The organism is Leclercia sp. J807, assembly GCF_009734465.1.
In the GTDB taxonomy this organism is placed as follows: domain Bacteria; phylum Pseudomonadota; class Gammaproteobacteria; order Enterobacterales; family Enterobacteriaceae; genus Enterobacter.
Genome location: NZ_CP046446.1, coordinates 4,517,091 through 4,533,512 on the forward strand (window position 1 = coordinate 4,517,091; position 16,422 = coordinate 4,533,512).

At 54.2% G+C, this 16,422-nt stretch carries 10 protein-coding genes, 3 tRNA genes, 3 rRNA genes and 1 riboswitch; of the genes, 3 read left to right on the forward strand and 13 right to left on the reverse strand.

Annotated elements, in window-relative coordinates; genetic code table 11:
- Positions 1-17: 17 nt before the first annotated feature.
- Positions 18-356, reverse strand: coding sequence for a DUF413 domain-containing protein (locus tag GNG26_RS21470; RefSeq protein WP_039031246.1), 339 nt, complete (start codon positions 354-356; stop codon positions 18-20).
- Between the two features lie 118 nt (positions 357-474).
- Here GNG26_RS21470 and hdfR point away from each other — a divergent pair, with 118 nt between their 5' ends.
- Positions 475-1,296, forward strand: a complete 822-nt coding sequence (gene hdfR / locus GNG26_RS21475; protein WP_156240026.1) for an HTH-type transcriptional regulator HdfR — start codon at positions 475-477, stop codon at positions 1,294-1,296.
- Between the two features lie 99 nt (positions 1,297-1,395).
- Here hdfR and GNG26_RS21480 read toward each other — a convergent pair.
- The 8 genes from GNG26_RS21480 to btuB form a co-directional block, all read right to left on the reverse strand.
- Positions 1,396-1,471: transfer RNA gene (locus GNG26_RS21480), tRNA-Trp, on the reverse strand.
- 50 nt (positions 1,472-1,521) lie between these two features.
- Positions 1,522-1,598, reverse strand: a tRNA-Asp gene (locus GNG26_RS21485).
- Positions 1,599-1,653: 55 nt separating this feature from the next.
- Positions 1,654-1,769: ribosomal RNA gene (rrf, locus tag GNG26_RS21490) — 5S ribosomal RNA — on the reverse strand.
- Positions 1,770-1,833: 64 nt separating this feature from the next.
- A 23S ribosomal RNA gene (locus GNG26_RS21495) occupies positions 1,834-4,737 on the reverse strand.
- Between the two features lie 180 nt (positions 4,738-4,917).
- A tRNA-Glu gene (locus GNG26_RS21500) sits at positions 4,918-4,992 on the reverse strand.
- Between the two features lie 87 nt (positions 4,993-5,079).
- Positions 5,080-6,619: ribosomal RNA gene (locus tag GNG26_RS21505) — 16S ribosomal RNA — on the reverse strand.
- Together the 16S, 23S and 5S rRNA genes with 3 tRNA genes alongside form the textbook arrangement of a ribosomal RNA operon.
- A 380-nt stretch (positions 6,620-6,999) precedes the next feature.
- Positions 7,000-7,851, reverse strand: a complete 852-nt coding sequence (gene murI, locus GNG26_RS21510) for a glutamate racemase (RefSeq protein ID WP_156240027.1) — start codon at positions 7,849-7,851, stop codon at positions 7,000-7,002.
- Positions 7,796-9,649, reverse strand: a complete 1,854-nt coding sequence (gene btuB, locus GNG26_RS21515) for a TonB-dependent vitamin B12 receptor BtuB (RefSeq protein WP_156240028.1) — start codon at positions 9,647-9,649, stop codon at positions 7,796-7,798. Before btuB ends, murI begins: the two co-directional genes overlap by 56 nt.
- 65 nt (positions 9,650-9,714) lie before the next feature.
- Positions 9,715-9,890: riboswitch (cobalamin riboswitch) on the reverse strand.
- A gap of 103 nt (positions 9,891-9,993) precedes the next feature.
- On the opposite strand from btuB, the gene trmA reads away from it, so the two are divergent.
- Entirely contained in the window at positions 9,994-11,100 is a 1,107-nt protein-coding gene (gene trmA / locus GNG26_RS21520; RefSeq protein WP_103825227.1) for a tRNA (uridine(54)-C5)-methyltransferase TrmA, read from the forward strand.
- Between the two features lie 78 nt (positions 11,101-11,178).
- Here trmA and GNG26_RS21525 read toward each other — a convergent pair whose 3' ends face one another.
- Both GNG26_RS21525 and fabR read right to left on the reverse strand, forming a co-directional pair.
- A complete protein-coding gene (locus tag GNG26_RS21525; protein ID WP_103177480.1) occupies positions 11,179-11,538 on the reverse strand; it encodes a YijD family membrane protein in 360 nt (119 codons plus the stop codon).
- 10 nt (positions 11,539-11,548) lie between these two features.
- Positions 11,549-12,187, reverse strand: coding sequence for an HTH-type transcriptional repressor FabR (gene fabR / locus GNG26_RS21530; RefSeq protein WP_032615233.1), 639 nt, complete (start codon positions 12,185-12,187; stop codon positions 11,549-11,551).
- A gap of 196 nt (positions 12,188-12,383) precedes the next feature.
- Here fabR and sthA point away from each other — a divergent pair, with 196 nt between their 5' ends.
- Positions 12,384-13,784 (forward strand): Si-specific NAD(P)(+) transhydrogenase, encoded by a 1,401-nt coding sequence (sthA, locus tag GNG26_RS21535; RefSeq protein WP_103177481.1) that lies wholly within the window; start codon positions 12,384-12,386, stop codon positions 13,782-13,784.
- On the opposite strand, the gene oxyR is transcribed toward sthA, so the two are convergent.
- Together oxyR and argH are read right to left on the reverse strand one after the other, a co-directional pair.
- The gene (gene oxyR / locus GNG26_RS21540) at positions 13,767-14,684 is read right to left on the reverse strand and encodes a DNA-binding transcriptional regulator OxyR (RefSeq protein ID WP_103825228.1); all 918 of its coding nucleotides are present in this window, start codon (positions 14,682-14,684) and stop codon (positions 13,767-13,769) included. The two genes, sthA and oxyR, sit on opposite strands and share 18 nt — an antisense overlap.
- A 291-nt stretch (positions 14,685-14,975) precedes the next feature.
- Positions 14,976-16,349 (reverse strand): argininosuccinate lyase, encoded by a 1,374-nt coding sequence (argH, locus tag GNG26_RS21545; protein WP_114388288.1) that lies wholly within the window; start codon positions 16,347-16,349, stop codon positions 14,976-14,978.
- Between the last annotated feature and the right edge of the window lie 73 nt (positions 16,350-16,422).

Genomic DNA, 16,422 nt, shown 5'->3' on the forward strand with positions numbered 1-16,422 from the left:
GCCGTAGCCCCTTTTTATTAATCGTCTGAATCGGTGTAGTCTTCCGCACCTTCCATCTGTGGTTTACCACCAGACAGAGTATGGAAACGCTTTGGACGCTTGATACGCGCCATATATTTGATCCATACGCGCTCCGCTTCCGTTACTGGCTCACGCTCGCCACGGCAGACGGCAACAAATGATTTTTCGTCTTCAGTGGAGGGTTCACGTTTTCCCAAATCCAGTTCATTGAAGGCATAACCATGGCGCTCAAGCAGTTGTGCCTCTTTGATGGTGAAATCACCATGGCGAGAAAATCCGCGTGGATAATTTTTGTTGTCGAAAAAACGATTAGTCGTCGTAAAGCTTTCCGCCATCCTACACGCTCCTATATCTTTGGCCGAGCTATTTATGGCGCGGAGTATTAGTTACGCTTGACAGAGCGTCAAACAAAACATTTAAATCATAACGACAAATAATTTTGCGGAGAATCCCGTGGATACGGAATTGCTAAAAACTTTTCTCGAAGTGAGCAGAACTCGCCACTTTGGGCGCGCCGCAGAAGCGCTTTATCTGACGCAGTCGGCAGTGAGCTTTCGTATTCGACAGCTTGAAAATCAGCTCGGTGTAAACCTTTTCACCCGCCATCGCAACAACATCCGCTTAACGCCAGCGGGAGAGAAACTTCTGCCGTATGCCGAAACGCTCATGAACACCTGGCAGGCGGCACGTAAAGAGGTTGCTCATACCTCAAAGCATAATGAGTTCTCTATCGGTGCCAGCGCCTCGCTATGGGAGTGCATGCTTAGCCCGTGGCTCAGTCGGCTATATCGCTCTCACGGGCATCTGCAGTTTGAGGCGCGTATTGCGCAACGGCAGTCGCTGGTTAAGCAACTGCATGAAAGACAACTGGATCTTCTGATCACTACCGAAGCACCGAAAATGGATGAATTCAGCAGCCAGGTTCTCGGGCAGTTCAGTCTGGGACTCTATGCGGCCGAACCTTCCGCTCTGAAAAGCGACCTGAATTATCTGCGCCTTGAATGGGGCCCCGATTTCCAGCCCCATGAGGCGGGGTTGATTGCAGCGGACGATGTTCCAGTCCTGACAACCAGTTCTGCTGAAATAGCCTGCCAACAACTCGCAGCGCTTAAAGGTTGTACCTGGTTGCCACAACGCTGGGCCAGTAATAAACCAGATCTGTATGCGGTCACCGATTCAGCCCTGCTCCAGAGGCCGCTGTACGCTATCTGGCTTCAGAACAGTGACAAACAGGGGCAGATCAAAGATCTGCTTAAAATCAACGTGATGGAGTGAATCAGCCTGTTGCAGGGACGCAATTAAAGGCTTAAAGAGGGGAAAGTTGAAATATTACAGGCAAAAAAAATCCTTCGCCGAAGCAAAGGATTCTTTATATGGCAGGGGCGGAGAGACTCGAACTCGCGACACCCGGTTTTGGAGACCGGTGCTCTACCAACTGAGCTACGCCCCTAAATTTCTTACTACTAAGCCTGCTACATTAGCAGGCTTAGTTTAAATAAGTGGCGGAACGGACGGGACTCGAACCCGCGACCCCCTGCGTGACAGGCAGGTATTCTAACCGACTGAACTACCGCTCCACCGAATACTTCTGTAACTACCGGTTTATTGCCCCGGTTTACTACGTAATTTGATGCCTGGCAGTTCCCTACTCTCGCATGGGGAGGCCCCACACTACCATCGGCGCTACGGCGTTTCACTTCTGAGTTCGGCATGGGGTCAGGTGGGACCACCGCGCTACAGCCGCCAGGCAAATTCTGTAATCTGTATCAGCTGAAAATCTTCTCAAACCCACCGAAACAGCTTCGGCGTTGTAAGGTTAAGCCTCACGGTTCATTAGTACCGGTTAGCTCAACGCATCGCTGCGCTTACACACCCGGCCTATCAACGTCGTCGTCTTCAACGTTCCTTCAGGACCCTCAAAGGGTCAGGGAGAACTCATCTCGGGGCAAGTTTCGTGCTTAGATGCTTTCAGCACTTATCTCTTCCGCATTTAGCTACCGGGCAGTGCCATTGGCATGACAACCCGAACACCAGTGATGCGTCCACTCCGGTCCTCTCGTACTAGGAGCAGCCCCCCTCAATTCTCCAGCGCCCACGGCAGATAGGGACCGAACTGTCTCACGACGTTCTAAACCCAGCTCGCGTACCACTTTAAATGGCGAACAGCCATACCCTTGGGACCTACTTCAGCCCCAGGATGTGATGAGCCGACATCGAGGTGCCAAACACCGCCGTCGATATGAACTCTTGGGCGGTATCAGCCTGTTATCCCCGGAGTACCTTTTATCCGTTGAGCGATGGCCCTTCCATACAGAACCACCGGATCACTATGACCTGCTTTCGCACCTGCTCGAGCCGTCACTCTCGCAGTCAAGCCAGCTTATGCCATTGCACTAACCTCCTGATGTCCGACCAGGATTAGCTGACCTTCGTGCTCCTCCGTTACTCTTTAGGAGGAGACCGCCCCAGTCAAACTACCCACCAGACACTGTCCGCAACCCGGGTAACGGGTCCACGTTAGAACACCAGCCATTAAAGGGTGGTATTTCAAGGACGGCTCCATGCAGACTGGCGTCCACACTTCAAAGCCTCCCACCTATCCTACACATCAAGGACCAGTGTTCAGTGTCAAGCTATAGTAAAGGTTCACGGGGTCTTTCCGTCTTGCCGCGGGTACACTGCATCTTCACAGCGATTTCAATTTCACTGAGTCTCGGGTGGAGACAGCCTGGCCATCATTACGCCATTCGTGCAGGTCGGAACTTACCCGACAAGGAATTTCGCTACCTTAGGACCGTTATAGTTACGGCCGCCGTTTACCGGGGCTTCGATCAAGAGCTTCGCCTTACAGCTAACCCCATCAATTAACCTTCCGGCACCGGGCAGGCGTCACACCGTATACGTCCACTTTCGTGTTTGCACAGTGCTGTGTTTTTAATAAACAGTTGCAGCCAGCTGGTATCTTCGACTGATTTCAGCTCCACCCGCAGGGGCTTCACCTACATATCAGCGTGCCTTCTCCCGAAGTTACGGCACCATTTTGCCTAGTTCCTTCACCCGAGTTCTCTCAAGCGCCTTGGTATTCTCTACCTGACCACCTGTGTCGGTTTGGGGTACGATTTGATGTTACCTGATGCTTAGAGGCTTTTCCTGGAAGCAGGGCATTTGTTGCTTCAGCACCGTAGTGCCTCGTCATCACACCTCAGCGTTAATAAGGTACCGGATTTACCTGGAACCTCCGCCTACATGCTTAAACCGGGACAACCGTCGCCCGGCCAACATAGCCTTCTCCGTCCCCCCTTCGCAGTAACACCGAGTACAGGAATATTAACCTGTTTCCCATCGACTACGCCTTTCGGCCTCGCCTTAGGGGTCGACTCACCCTGCCCCGATTAACGTTGGACAGGAACCCTTGGTCTTCCGGCGAGCGGGCTTTTCACCCGCTTTATCGTTACTTATGTCAGCATTCGCACTTCTGATACCTCCAGCATGCCTCACAGCACACCTTCGCAGGCTTACAGAACGCTCCCCTACCCAACAACACATAGTGTCGCTGCCGCAGCTTCGGTGCATGGTTTAGCCCCGTTACATCTTCCGCGCAGGCCGACTCGACCAGTGAGCTATTACGCTTTCTTTAAATGATGGCTGCTTCTAAGCCAACATCCTGGCTGTCTGTGCCTTCCCACATCGTTTCCCACTTAACCATGACTTTGGGACCTTAGCTGGCGGTCTGGGTTGTTTCCCTCTTCACGACGGACGTTAGCACCCGCCGTGTGTCTCCCGTGATAACATTCCTCGGTATTCGCAGTTTGCATCGGGTTGGTAAGCCGGGATGGCCCCCTAGCCGAAACAGTGCTCTACCCCCGAGGATGAATTCACGAGGCGCTACCTAAATAGCTTTCGGGGAGAACCAGCTATCTCCCGGTTTGATTGGCCTTTCACCCCCAGCCACAGGTCATCCGCTAATTTTTCAACATTAGTCGGTTCGGTCCTCCAGTTAGTGTTACCCAACCTTCAACCTGCCCATGGCTAGATCACCGGGTTTCGGGTCTATACCCTGCAACTTAACGCCCAGTTAAGACTCGGTTTCCCTTCGGCTCCCCTATACGGTTAACCTTGCTACAGAATATAAGTCGCTGACCCATTATACAAAAGGTACGCAGTCACACCCGAAGGTGCTCCCACTGCTTGTACGTACACGGTTTCAGGTTCTTTTTCACTCCCCTCGCCGGGGTTCTTTTCGCCTTTCCCTCACGGTACTGGTTCACTATCGGTCAGTCAGGAGTATTTAGCCTTGGAGGATGGTCCCCCCATATTCAGACAGGATACCACGTGTCCCGCCCTACTCTTCGAGTTCACAGCATGTGTGCTTTCGTGTACGGGAGTATCACCCTGTACCCTGCGACTTTCCAGACGCTTCCACTAACACACAAGCTGATTCAGACTCCGGGCTGCTCCCCGTTCGCTCGCCGCTACTGGGGGAATCTCGGTTGATTTCTTTTCCTCGGGGTACTTAGATGTTTCAGTTCCCCCGGTTCGCCTCGTTAGCCTATGTATTCAGCTAACGATAGTGTGACGAATCACACTGGGTTTCCCCATTCGGACATCGCCGGGTCAAGGGTTCATATCACCTCGCCGGCGCTTTTCGCAGATTAGCACGTCCTTCATCGCCTCTGACTGCCAGGGCATCCACCGTGTACGCTTAGTCGCTTAACCTCACAACCCGAAGCTGTTTCACTTCGCTTTGTGAAAATTTGAGAGACTCGAACACACTTGACGTGTGTCGTTTCAATTTTCAGCTTGATCCAGATTTTTAAAGAGCAAATATCGCAAACATGACTCGCAAGTCAGTTTTGAGATACTGATTGGTTGTGCCTTTCACTCACACCCAGCAAGTGGCGTCCCCTAGGGGATTCGAACCCCTGTTGCCGCCGTGAAAGGGCGGAGTCCTAACCGCTAGACGAAGGGGACACGAGGTGTCACGACTTCGCAGCCGTCTTGCTTTCTGCTTTCTATCAGACAATCTGTGTGAGCACTGCAAAGGCAGGTTCTTTAAGGTAAGGAGGTGATCCAACCGCAGGTTCCCCTACGGTTACCTTGTTACGACTTCACCCCAGTCATGAATCACAAAGTGGTAAGCGCCCTCCCGAAGGTTAAGCTACCTACTTCTTTTGCAACCCACTCCCATGGTGTGACGGGCGGTGTGTACAAGGCCCGGGAACGTATTCACCGTAGCATTCTGATCTACGATTACTAGCGATTCCGACTTCATGGAGTCGAGTTGCAGACTCCAATCCGGACTACGACGCACTTTATGAGGTCCGCTTGCTCTCGCGAGGTCGCTTCTCTTTGTATGCGCCATTGTAGCACGTGTGTAGCCCTACTCGTAAGGGCCATGATGACTTGACGTCATCCCCACCTTCCTCCAGTTTATCACTGGCAGTCTCCTTTGAGTTCCCGGCCTAACCGCTGGCAACAAAGGATAAGGGTTGCGCTCGTTGCGGGACTTAACCCAACATTTCACAACACGAGCTGACGACAGCCATGCAGCACCTGTCTCAGAGTTCCCGAAGGCACCAAGCCATCTCTGGCAAGTTCTCTGGATGTCAAGAGTAGGTAAGGTTCTTCGCGTTGCATCGAATTAAACCACATGCTCCACCGCTTGTGCGGGCCCCCGTCAATTCATTTGAGTTTTAACCTTGCGGCCGTACTCCCCAGGCGGTCGACTTAACGCGTTAGCTCCGGAAGCCACGCCTCAAGGGCACAACCTCCAAGTCGACATCGTTTACGGCGTGGACTACCAGGGTATCTAATCCTGTTTGCTCCCCACGCTTTCGCACCTGAGCGTCAGTCTTTGTCCAGGGGGCCGCCTTCGCCACCGGTATTCCTCCAGATCTCTACGCATTTCACCGCTACACCTGGAATTCTACCCCCCTCTACAAGACTCAAGCCTGCCAGTTTCAAATGCAGTTCCCAGGTTGAGCCCGGGGATTTCACATCTGACTTAACAGACCGCCTGCGTGCGCTTTACGCCCAGTAATTCCGATTAACGCTTGCACCCTCCGTATTACCGCGGCTGCTGGCACGGAGTTAGCCGGTGCTTCTTCTGCGAGTAACGTCAATCACTGCGGTTATTAACCACAATGCCTTCCTCCTCGCTGAAAGTACTTTACAACCCGAAGGCCTTCTTCATACACGCGGCATGGCTGCATCAGGCTTGCGCCCATTGTGCAATATTCCCCACTGCTGCCTCCCGTAGGAGTCTGGACCGTGTCTCAGTTCCAGTGTGGCTGGTCATCCTCTCAGACCAGCTAGGGATCGTCGCCTAGGTGAGCCATTACCCCACCTACTAGCTAATCCCATCTGGGCACATCCGATGGCAAGAGGCCCGAAGGTCCCCCTCTTTGGTCTTGCGACGTTATGCGGTATTAGCTACCGTTTCCAGTAGTTATCCCCCTCCATCAGGCAGTTTCCCAGACATTACTCACCCGTCCGCCACTCGTCACCCGAGAGCAAGCTCTCTGTGCTACCGTTCGACTTGCATGTGTTAGGCCTGCCGCCAGCGTTCAATCTGAGCCATGATCAAACTCTTCAATTTAAGTTTGATGCTCGTGAATTAAACTTCGTAATGAATTACGTGTTCACTCAGAGACTTGGTATTCATTTTTCGTCCGAGGACATTAAGAATCCATGTCACTTTGAGTGCCCACACAGATTGTCTGATAAATTGTTAAAGAGCAGTGCAACGCGGCTTTCGCTCACCGTTGCGAGGTCCCGTATATTACGTTTTCCTCATTCAGAGTCAAGCGATTATTTTCGCTTTTCTCTGCCGGGTATTCATCGCTGAACCCCGCTGACCCGGCGGCTTGCGTGCCGTTGTTCCGTGTCAGTGGAGGCGCATTATAGGGAGTTCTCCGGCGCTGACAAGAGCTAATTTAAAAAAACTTTTCAACTGCCTTTTTTTTGCACAAAAACGTGCTACACCGCTAGTTTTTCGAGCGTTTCGAAGCCATAACGGTGTAAAACGGGTAAAAGTTGCTCAGTCTCAGCGGTCAATGCCATGCAATAAGCGATATTTGCGTCGGCAGATTTTGCATCTGGCGCTTCATGTTCAAGTAGCCACGCTGTGCGACGGGCAATCGCTGCCCCTGAATCCACCAGCCGGGTGCCTTCCGGAAGTACGGCCAACAGCTCTTCCTGCAGTAAAGGGAAATGCGTACAACCCAGCACCACCGTATCCGGCGGCTCCGCCATCCGCAGCCATGGACGCAGAACACGGCGCAGCTCTTCCAGCGAGACCGCTTTGCCGTGCAGTTTGGCTTCCGCCATCTCAACCAGCTCGGCAGAACCTAACATCGCAATCTGGCATTCATTTGCAAAGCGTTCGATCAGTTCGCGAGTATAAGGACGCTTAACCGTACCGCGCGTTGCCAGGAGCCCCACCACGCCATTTGCCGTCAGGCGCGCAGCAGGTTTGATCGCCGGGACCACGCCCACAACCGGGAACGGGAACTTTTCGCGTAAGGCAGGAAGGGAAACCGTACTGGCGGTATTGCAGGCAATCACCGCCAGTGCGAGGGGATACTGCTGTTGCACGGCGGTAACGATCTCAACGACGCGTTCAACAATAAACGCTTCGCTCTTTTCCCCGTAGGGGAAAGCCACGTTATCGAAGGCATAGATGTAATGAAGATCCGGCAGAAGTTGCCGAATCTCATCATAGACTGAAAGCCCACCGACACCGGAGTCAAACACCAGTACGGTGGGACGTGGGTCAGAAGGTGTAGCTGCCAGACAAGGTGTATTCCCGTCCTGCAGTTTCGTAGCCATAAACTGCCTCGTAGTCTTTATCGAACAGGTTGGCTATTTTACCACGAACTGTAAGGTGAGAGGTGACAGGATATGAAACTGCGAGATCCCACAGGCTTACCCCACCCATTTTCACTCGCTCTGAGGTGAACGTATCAGGATCGTACGCCACGTCATAACGGGTGCCCAGGTAACGGTAGGCCAGATTCCAGTCGAGATCCCACACCTGCGTATCCAGCTGATACTTCACCTGCTGCTTCGAACGTCGGGCAAGCACTTCGTTCGTTTTGGCATTGCGCGGATCCACGTAATCATAAGAAATCTGATGGCCTACCGGGCCAGTATCAAACTGCGCCGTGGCTTCAATACCTTTGATACGGGCTTTATCAACGTTGTAGTAGCGGAACGTACGCGGGTCGCTGCTGATCAGGTTGTCGATATCGTTACGATAACCCGATACACGCCAGGTCACCGGGCCGGTCAGCCCCTCGAAACCGCCTTCCCACTGCTTGCTCTCTTCCGGTTTCAGATCCGGGTTGCCGTAGCTCGCACTGTGGATCTGGCTCATGGTCGGTGCTTTATAGGCGGTGCCGTAGGAAGCGATGATGCGGTAACCGTCAATGAACTCCCATCCGGCGCTGGTCTGCCAGGTGTTATGGTTACCAAAGTTAGAGTTGTCATCATTACGCGCGGCGGCTTCCAGAGTGACGCTATCGAACTGCTGCATGGCAGACAGGAATACCCCGGTGTTGCGCTGCTCATAGCCTTTATCCAGATAACCCGTTCCCGCCTGGGTTTTTTGCTTCTGCCAGTCCAGACCGGCGCCGATATTGCCGTGGCCCACCGTGACGGTGTTCATCCACTGGGCGGTGTATTGCTTAACGTCATCCGTGGTGGCAGAGGAAGCATAACGGCCTTTGCTCGGATCGTAGTTCTGGTCTTTACTGCGACCGTAACCGCCCACCAGCTGAGTCTGGTAAATCCCCTGGTGATAGCGCAGGCCGGTGTCCCAGTTCTGGCTGTAAAGCTGACGGGTATCAGGCAGGCCATCGACCATGAAGTTGTTGTCATAATGCTCATAGCCGTCATACGCGGTGCGGTTGTCGTAGCCGAGGCCACGCACGAAACCGCTCAGGCTGTCAGTGAATTGCTGCTCAACCGAGCCAAACAGCGACTTACTCATAAAGCCGTCACGATCGGGCTGGCGTGGCGCATCGGCCGCATCAATATCAAAGCCGCGGGTATAGGTATAGTTACCGCCCAGGGTAATTTTGGTTTTATCCAGCACCTGCTGGAAGGAGCCATCATAGGATTGATAGCCTTTCGAGCCGACGCTGGCGGTGATTTCCCCCCCTGGCGTGTCCCGACCCGTAATGATGTTAATCACGCCGCCAATCGCATCTGAACCATACAGGGCTGAACGCGGGCCACGGATGTATTCAACACGCTGAATGAGTGAAACGGGGATTTGGCTGAGATCCGGTGAGTTACTGATCCCGGCGTTATTCAGTGGAATGCCGTCAATCAGCACCAGCACATGGCGGGATTCCGTCCCGCGAATAAAGGTAGAAGAGGTAGCGCCCAGGCCGCCGCTTTGGGCGATATCCACACCCGGTAAGCGCGACATCACTTCAACGACGCTTTTTGCCTGCCAACGCTCAATATCTTCCCGGGTAACGACAGAACTCGGAGCCAGAACGGTATTTGCAGGTTGTGCAACACGGTTTGCCGTCACCACCAACGAGTCTGCGCCATCCTGCGCCCAGCCCGAAAATGCCGTGACGGAAAGCGCCGTCAACAGCGATACTTTTTTAATCATTGTAAAAGCATCCACAATATAAGAAGGATGCCGCAGGCCCCATCGATAGCACGCGATGATGAAACCAAATGCGACGTGATCCCGGCAGGTCTTCGGGCTAGGTGGCGTTTAGTGGATGTAGACTTCCCATTTTCACAGTGTCTGTTAACTCATCCCGCCAGTCTTTACCGCTGCGCGTCAGCTCCAGATTTGCACTGGATTCCCTTTTCACTCATAAGAGACCGGAAACATAATGCTACATTTAGACACGTATAGATGTCCAGACTGCCGTTGACCATTAAGGCTGGACATCCCCTGTACAATCCCTACAATCCCCGCGTAATTCATCATCAACAGGAAGCATCATGACCCCAGAACACCTCCCGACAGAACAGTACGACGCGCAACTGGCAGAGAAAGTCGTCCGTCTGCAAAGTATGATGACGCCTTTTGCTGCGCCTGCGCCTGAGGTGTTCCGTTCGCCTGTCAGCCACTACCGTATGCGTGCCGAATTCCGCATCTGGCACGACGGCGACGACCTGTACCACATCATTTTCGATCAGCAGACCAAAAGCCGGATCCGCGTGGACAGTTTCCCGGCGGCCAGCGAGCTGATTAACCAGTTGATGACGCTGATGATGGATGGCGTGCGCAATAATCCGCTGCTGCGCCATAAGCTCTTCCAGATCGACTACCTGACCACCCAAAGCAATCAGGCCATCGTCTCGCTGCTCTACCATAAGGCGTTGAACGACGAGTGGCGCCAGGCCGCAGAAGCCCTGCGTGATGCGCTGCGCGCGCAGAACATCAATGTGCATCTGATTGGCCGCGCGACAAAAACCAAAATCGCGCTGGATCAGGACTATATAGACGAGCGCCTGCCGGTTGCCGGAAAAGAGATGATCTACCGCCAGGTGGAGAACAGCTTTACGCAGCCGAACGCGGCGATGAATGTGCAGATGCTCGAGTGGGCGCTGAACGCTACCGAGGGCTCAACCGGCGATCTGCTGGAGCTGTACTGCGGTAACGGCAACTTCTCGCTGGCGCTGGCGCGTAACTTCGACCGCGTACTGGCCACCGAAATTGCCAAGCCGTCGGTCGCCGCCGCGCAATACAACATCGCGGCGAACCATATTGATAATGTGCAGATCATTCGCATGTCGGCGGAAGAGTTTACTCAGGCGATGAACGGCGTAAGGGACTTTAACCGTCTGCAGGGGATCGATCTGAAGAGCTACCAGTGTGAGACCATTTTCGTCGACCCGCCACGCAGCGGGCTGGACAGCGAAACGGAGAAGATGGTGCAGGCGTACCCGCGTATTCTCTATATCTCCTGTAATCCGGAGACCTTGTGTCAGAACCTGGAAACATTAAGCCAGACGCACAAGGTTGAACGTCTGGCTCTGTTCGATCAGTTCCCGTACACGCACCATATGGAGTGCGGGGTGTTACTGACGGCTAAAAACGCGTAGGCCGGATAAACGAAGCGCCAGCTGGCGCTTTTTGGCAGGTGGCGCTGCGCTTACCTGCCCTACAGAACGGCAAGATAATTACTCTGGCAGCTGCTGCTTACGGTTACGCATTTTAATGCCGATCCAGAACACCAGCGCCACCGACAGCACAGCCGGCAGGAAGTTAGAGCCAATGTCCGGGTACTCAGCGCGCACCACGGTGCTATACAGCAGGACGCCCAGCACAAAGAACGCCGCCGACAATGCCGGTAACCCCACCGGCATGGTGCGATTCTGATAACGCTGATGCAGACAGTACACCGTCAGCACCAGAGAAATCATCGGGAAAACCGAGAACGGTACAATAGAGCTAAAAAGCGCTGCGAACGTACCGTTAATGGATAAGCCAGCGATCAATGCCAGCAACAATGTTCCTTTATCCTGTCCTGTCTGTTTCATTACTCACCTTTCACTCATCGGATTGATGCGCCAGTTTTTCTTGTTCACGGCGATACCAGTAATAAGCCCCTTTAGAGATCATCCGCAGCTGCAATACCAGTCGCTCTTCGAGTTGCTTGCGTTGTTCAACGCTCACATCCAGTGCTTCGGCGCCCGCACTGAAGACTATTGTTACCATCGCCTCGGCCTGCGCCTCAGTGAAGGCGCGCGGCATATGGTTTTCGAGTTCAAGATAGTCGGCAAGTTCCGCAATAAAATGCTGAATCTCGCGGGCCACGGCGGCACGAAACGCGGCCGAGGTGCCTGAGCGTTCCCGTAACAATAAACGAAACGCGTTGGGATTATTGCCGATAAATTCCATAAAAGTGGAAACAGAGGTGCGGATCACGCTGCCCCCTTTGGCGATACGCTGACGCGCCTGGCGCATCAGCTGGCGCAGCATCAGCCCGCTCTCATCCACCATGGTCAGACCCAGTTCATCCACGTCACGGAAGTGACGATAGAAAGAGGTAGGCGCAATCCCGGCTTCGCGTGCGACTTCCCGCAGGCTCAGACTGGCGAAACTTCGCTCAGCACTCAGTTGACTGAATGCAGCTTCTACCAGCGAACGCCGGGTTTTCTCTTTTTGTTGTGCTCTTACGCCCATCACGATAGTTGAATCCTTCCAAAGGCCCGCAGGCACTATACCAGAGAATAAAATTAATCGGATTACCTGGCTTACAGAATGAAGGTTTACATGTTGTTTGTGCTCCACCGCGCGAAAAGAGCACAACGATAATTGGGTTATCCTGTCAATGATGTTACTATTCTGTTGCTTTTATGTATAAGAACAGGTAAGCCTTACCATGTCACATTCCTACGATTACGACGCAATTGTTATTGGTTCCGGCCCCGGCGGCGAAGGCGCTGCTATGGGACTGGTTAAACAGGGAGCCAGAGTAGCGGTTATTGAGCGCTACCATAACGTTGGCGGCGGTTGTACCCACTGGGGCACCATCCCTTCCAAAGCCCTCCGCCACGCCGTCAGCCGCATTATTGAATTTAACCAGAACCCTCTCTACAGCGATCACTCCCGTCTTCTTCGTTCCTCCTTTGCCGATATTCTGAATCACGCGGATAACGTGATTAATCAGCAGACGCGCATGCGCCAGGGTTTTTATGAGCGCAACCACTGCGAAATTCTGCAGGGCAGCGCGCATTTTGTGGATGAACATACGCTGGCGCTGGAGTGCCATGACGGTTCTGTTGAGACCATCACCGCAGAGAAATTTGTGATCGCCTGCGGCTCACGCCCGTATCGCCCGGCCGATGTCGATTTCTCCCACCCGCGCGTCTACGACAGCGACTCCATTCTGAGCCTGCACCATGAACCGCGCCACGTACTCATCTACGGCGCCGGGGTGATCGGCTGTGAATATGCCTCTATCTTCCGCGGTATGAACGTGAAGGTCGACCTGATTAACACCCGCGATCGTCTGCTGGCCTTCCTCGATCAGGAGATGTCTGACTCGCTCTCGTATCACTTCTGGAACAGCGGCGTGGTGATTCGTCACAACGAAGAGTACGAGAAGATCGAAGGTTGTGATGATGGCGTCATCATGCACCTGAAATCCGGCAAAAAGCTGAAAGCCGACTGCCTGCTGTATGCCAATGGCCGTACGGGTAACACCGATTCGCTGGCGCTGGAAAACATCGGTCTGACCACCGACAGCCGCGGGCAGATCAAGGTGAACAGCATGTACCAGACCGCCTTGCCACATATCTATGCCGTGGGTGACGTGATCGGTTATCCAAGCCTGGCGTCGGCGGCGTATGACCAGGGGCGCATTGCCGCTCAGGCGCTGGTGAAAGGCGAAGCGACAGCACACCTGATCGAAGATATCCCGACAGGTATTTACACCATTCCGGAGATCAGTTCTGTAGGGAAAACCGAACAGCAACTGACGGCCATGAAGGTGCCTTACGAAGTGGGTCGTGCCCAGTTTAAACATCTGGCGCGGGCGCAAATCGTAGGAATGAGCGTCGGTACGCTGAAGATTTTGTTCCATCGCGAGACGAAAGAGATCCTCGGCATTCACTGCTTCGGTGAACGTGCGGCGGAAATTATCCATATCGGCCAGGCGATCATGGAGCAAAAAGGTGGCGGTAACACGATCGAATACTTTGTTAATACCACCTTTAACTACCCGACCATGGCGGAAGCCTATCGGGTAGCGGCGCTGAACGGCTTAAACCGCCTGTTTTAAGGTACTGTCGAAATGGCCATCCATTGCACCACGGATGGCCTCCGCCAGCTGCTCATAGCGGCTGCGCAGCGGTGAACCCGGACGATAAACCAGGCCAATGGTACGACGCGGTTCCGGCTTGATGCATGGCAGATAGACCACGCCATCACGCTTATGTTCGCGCGGCACGGCCAGCGCAGGCAGCAGCGTAATACCGCTTCCCGCCGCCACCATGTTACGCAGCGTTTCCAGGCTGGTTGCGCGGAAGTGGGTATCTTCATCGGCACCGGCTTCAAAACAGAAGCCCATCGCTTGATCGCGCAGGCAGTGACCATCTTCCAGCATCAGCAGCTTTTCACCGGCCAGATCGGCCATCGGCACGCGATCGCGGCTCGCCCACGGGTGATCCTCATAGATCGCCAGCATCATCGGCTCATCAAACAGCGGCACTTCGATAAAGGCTTCGCTCTCTTTGACCAACGCCAGAATGGCACAGTCGAGCTTACCGCTATCTAACTGCGCCAGCAGCTGATGGGTTTGCGCTTCATGCAGGTACATTTCGAGTTTAGGGAAGGTCTGATGCAGCAAAGGAATAATATGCGGCAGCAGGTACGGGCCAACGGTTGGGATCAGGCCAATATGCAGCGGGCCGGACATTGTCTCCCCCTGCTGGCTTGCCATTTCCTTGAGCACTTTGACCTCGCGCAACACGGTGCGCGCCTGATCCACCAGCAGCAGGCCTGCCTGGGTGAACAGCACTTTACGACTGGTGCGCTCCAGCAGCATTACACCAAGCTCGTCTTCCAGCTTACGGATCTGACCGCTAAGGGTTGGCTGGCTGACGTGGCAGGAGTCTGCCGCGCGGCGAAAATGGCGGTGTTCGGCTAACGCCACCAGGTATTCAAGATCACGAATATTCATTATTCATCCTCCGTCGCCACGATAGTTCATGGCGATAGATAGCATAGCAATGAACGATTATCCCTATCAAGCATTCTGTTGAATAATGCATCACAGAGACGAGGCGGCACCGATTACCCTTGAAGTCCTGTCCCGTCTTACGAGTTTCTCTCAAAACTCGCACAACTAAAGCCAACGTGAACTTTTGCGGACCCCGTGGTCCGCTTTTTTTTGCGTAAAAAAGCCCAACACAGGGTTGGGCTTTGGTTTGTAGGTCGGATAAGGCGAAGCCGCCATCCAACATATCAGGCATCACACCAGACGGGTTTTCGCATCCGCAATGGCCTGCGCCACCTGCTTCGGTGACACGCCGCCTTTTGCGGCACGCTTGTCCAGACAAGACTGCAACGCCAGGATCGGATAAACATCATCGCCAATCACGTTGCTGAATTTCTGCAGATCGGCAAGCGGGAGATCTTCCAGCGCTTTGCCCTGACGAATCGCTTCCACGACCGCTTCACCGACAATATGGTGCGCTTCACGGAACGGAACGCCTTTCGCCACAAGATAGTCCGCCAGCTCGGTGGAGTTGGCATAGCCCTGCTGGGCGGCTTCCTGGCAGCGCGGGCGTTTCACCTGAATGCCGTCCAGCACCAGGGTCGCCATATGCAGACAGTCCAGCCAGGTGTCGAGCGCGTCGAACAGCCCTTCTTTGTCTTCCTGCATATCTTTGTTGTAGGCCAGCGGCAGACCTTTCAGGGTCATCATCATCCCGGTCAGCGCGCCCTGCACACGGCCACACTTACCGCGGATCAGCTCCAGCGCATCCGGGTTTTTCTTCTGCGGCATCAGGGAAGAGCCGGAGGTCACGCGATCAGACAGCTCAACAAATCCGGCTTCGCCGGAGTTAAAGAAGATCAGATCTTCGGCGAAGCGCGACAGATGGACCATGCCGATAGAAGCGTTGGAGAGTAGCTCCAGCACGTGGTCACGGTCGGATACACTGTCCAGGCTGTTACGGGTCGCAGAGGCAAAGCCCAGCCAGCCCGCCAGCTGTTCACGGTCGATTTCATAGGCGGTGCCGGCCAGCGCGCCGCTGCCCAGCGGGCTCACGTCCAGACGCTTTAAGGTATCCTGCAGACGGCTTTCATCGCGCGCCAGCATCTCGACATAGGCCAGCGACCAGTGAGCAAAGGTGACAGGCTGCGCACGCTGCAGGTGGGTATACCCCGGCATCACCGCATCCTGATTATTCTGCGCGGTCTCCACCAGCGCGCTCTGCAACTGACGGTTAGCCGCCAGCAGTTCCGCCACGGTCTCTTTGCACCACAGCTTCAGATCGGTTGCGACCTGGTCGTTACGGCTACGGCCAGTGTGCAGCTTTTTACCCAGCTGGCCGACTTTGTCGATCAGTTTGCCTTCCACCCAGCTGTGAATATCTTCGGCATCGCTTTCAAGGATTTGCTGCGGGTTAAGACGCACCTCTTCCAGCAGATTGTTCAGCGCCTCTTCCAGCTGCAGCTGTTCGTCTGCGGTCAGCACGCCAACGGTGACCAGCGCTTTGGACCAGGCCACAGAGCCGACGATATCCTGTTCGGCCAGGCGGTAGTCGAAGCGCAAAGAGTCGTTGAACTGTTTGAACCGTTGATCCGCTGCCTGTGTAAAACGCCCACCCCAAAGTGCCATAACATCGTTCCTTTATTCGTTAGTTCTGCCGGGCGGCGCTGCGCTTACCCGGCCTACGGTCATTCATTAAAAA

Bases quoted from the DNA above. Each gene is read 5' to 3' on its own strand.
- sthA (WP_103177481.1), top strand. From the start codon at position 12,384: ATGTCACATTCCTACGATTACGACGCAATTGTTATTGGTTCCGGCCCC.
- murI (WP_156240027.1), bottom strand. From the start codon at position 7,851: ATGGCTACGAAACTGCAGGACGGGAATACACCTTGTCTGGCAGCTACA.
- GNG26_RS21470 (WP_039031246.1), bottom strand. From the start codon at position 356: ATGGCGGAAAGCTTTACGACGACTAATCGTTTTTTCGACAACAAAAAT.
- argH (WP_114388288.1), bottom strand. From the start codon at position 16,349: ATGGCACTTTGGGGTGGGCGTTTTACACAGGCAGCGGATCAACGGTTC.
- trmA (WP_103825227.1), top strand. From the start codon at position 9,994: ATGACCCCAGAACACCTCCCGACAGAACAGTACGACGCGCAACTGGCA.
- GNG26_RS21525 (WP_103177480.1), bottom strand. From the start codon at position 11,538: ATGAAACAGACAGGACAGGATAAAGGAACATTGTTGCTGGCATTGATC.
- oxyR (WP_103825228.1), bottom strand. From the start codon at position 14,684: ATGAATATTCGTGATCTTGAATACCTGGTGGCGTTAGCCGAACACCGC.
- btuB (WP_156240028.1), bottom strand. From the start codon at position 9,649: ATGATTAAAAAAGTATCGCTGTTGACGGCGCTTTCCGTCACGGCATTT.